This is a genomic window from Falsihalocynthiibacter sp. CO-5D18, assembly GCF_041205445.1.
Lineage (GTDB): Bacteria > Pseudomonadota > Alphaproteobacteria > Rhodobacterales > Rhodobacteraceae > Falsihalocynthiibacter > Falsihalocynthiibacter arcticus.
Genome location: NZ_JBGFCF010000043.1, coordinates 1 through 2,352 on the forward strand (window position 1 = coordinate 1; position 2,352 = coordinate 2,352).

At 52.8% G+C, this 2,352-nt stretch carries 1 protein-coding gene and 1 pseudogene; both read right to left on the minus strand.

What is annotated here, in order from left to right; genetic code table 11:
• Positions 1-37 precede the first annotated feature (37 nt).
• A complete protein-coding gene (locus AB9F27_RS21680; protein ID WP_369758174.1) occupies positions 38-1,114 on the minus strand; it encodes an IS110 family transposase in 1,077 nt (358 codons plus the stop codon).
• A gap of 264 nt (positions 1,115-1,378) precedes the next feature.
• Positions 1,379-2,229 (minus strand): annotated as a pseudogene (locus AB9F27_RS21685) (IS3 family transposase); the annotation flags it as partial.
• Positions 2,230-2,352: the final 123 nt, after the last annotated feature.

Here is a 2,352-nt window from a genome sequence, read left to right on the forward strand (position 1 = left end):
GCCTGTATATTGGCTGCCCTGGACGCCCTTCTAAGTGTCAAGCGGCAATCTGAGCCTGATTAATCTGTTTGTGGCGTCGCGCAATGATGTTGAAGACTTCTCGTGCTATGTATCTTTTGAGGCAGCGTATTGCTTCGAGTTTTGAATGACCTTGGGCTACGCGACGTGCAACATATTCTTGGGTCTTTGGATCCAGTCGCAACCGCCCAATTGCAATGATGTGTAAGGCACTATTTGCGGCGCGGTCGCCACCTCGATTCAAGCGATGCCGTGTGGTTTTGCCGGATGAGGCTGGGACCGGGCTAACGCCACATAGCGCGGCAAAGCTGGCTTCAGACCTGAGGCGTTCAGGATTGTCGCCCGCGGTTAGCAACAATTGGGCCGCGCTGTTCAGCCCGATTGAGTTGCGTGCTATCAGTTCGGGGGCCAGTTCTGTGACGATTGCTTGGATCATAATATCAAGATCGGCAACTTCATCTTGTAAATCAAGATAACGACGCGCCAGAGATTTGAACGCTATCCTGTAAGCTTCTTCGACATCACGATACCCAGTTAAATCAGGCCGCCAAGCTGCCAAAGTCCTGATCAATTGCATACGGGTCATCTTGCGCAGGGTGTCGCGTAATCGATCAGGCGCGCAAACGATTGTCGTCTGGATGATTTGTAATGCGATCCGCCGCGCTTGGACGGCCGTTTTGCGACAAACCTTAAGCACACGCAGAGATTCCACCATCCCATCTCGACTGCGCGGGGTTACGGTGCGCCGCTCTGCGAAGGCTGCATGAGCGGCACTTTCCGCATCAAAGTCATCGTTTTTGCCGCGCCTTCTTCGATCCTGCTTGTCCGGCGCAGTGACTTCAAGAACAGCGACGCCAGCGGTCTGCATATACCGTAAAAGACCCGCACCATAACTCCCGGTACATTCAACACCAATGCGCCGCAACTCTCCGAATGACCGCATCCAAGCAAGCATCAGTTTGTAGCCCTGCCGCGTCGTGGCAAAGCTTTGCGTGCCAAGCACCTGATCGTTCTGATCAACGACAGCAGCAACATGCAGATCTTTGTGAGTATCAACTCCACCAACGACGGGTGAAGCTTGTGAGGGATTGGCCATGCTGTTATCCTTTTGCAGCTTTCGATTGAACGAACTTCGTCAAAAAATGCACGGACAGGACAGTCATGAGACCAAACGGTCAGGCCCTTCTTGGGTCACGCGGCATCTTCGAGACAAAGTCTCACCGCAAGACGTTCCCGGGCGGTCGACAGGTCCAGGGAAAGACACGTGTCAGGTCGGTCGCTGTTTGGGTCAAACCAAACCGGAAAGCCAAGCGGCACCAACCCAGAGAACGGCCGATCAGTGTTTGAGTCAAACCGCCCGAGAACTGGTGCCCATTATATGACTATCGGTGTTCATGATCTCTGGCTTGCCGTATTTGAAGATAGCCTCCTCCAGCGCCTCAACACAGAAGCTGGCATCCAGCGTATTTGAGAGCCGCCAAGTCAGCACTTTTCGCGTCGCCCAGTCCATGATCGCCACCAGATACAGAAAGCCGTTTTTGACTGGGATGTAGGTGATGTCGCTGCACCAAACCTGATTGGGCCGCGTAATTGAGAGCTTTCTAAGCAGATAGGGATAGATCCGATGTTGAGGATGCTTTTTACTCGTGTTTGGGCCCTTGTAGATGGTCTGCAACCCCATGATGTTCATCAGGCGTCGAACACGGTGTCGCCCAGCTGAAAAGCCAGACTGAGGAAGGTAAGCAGCAATCTGGCGGCTTCCGAAGAACGGGTATTTGGTGAACACCCTATCAATCTCATGCATCAGTTTAAGTGTCTCAGCATTCATCCCAACCGGCGTGTAATAGATAGATGAACGGCTGATCTTGAGCAGCTTACACTGGCGGGTCAAGCTCAGCTGGGTGTTCTTTTTGCGGATCATCTCACGACGTTCAGTGGGGCTCATCGCTTCAGCCCTTGTGACAAAAAATCGTTTTCCACCGCGAGTTGGCCAATCTTCGCATGAAGCTCCTTGATCTCACCGTCTTTATTCTCAGCCTTCTTGATCTTGTCAGAAAACACTCCGGCCATGCCCTCAATCGCCTGCCGTTTCCATGTACTCACCTGCGTAGGGTGGAGTTGGCGCTTGGCAGCAATCTCCTGAACCGTCTTGTCTCCGCGCAGTGCTTCAAGCGCCACAGCAATCTCCTGAACCGTCTTGTCTCCGCGCAGTGCTTCAAGCGCCACAGCAGCCTTAAAATTGTCTGAAAAGTTCCGTCGCTTTGTCATTCTCGTATCCATTCGCTTGTGTTGGATACATCTTAGCACGCTGTCCGAATTTGCCGGACCACTTCA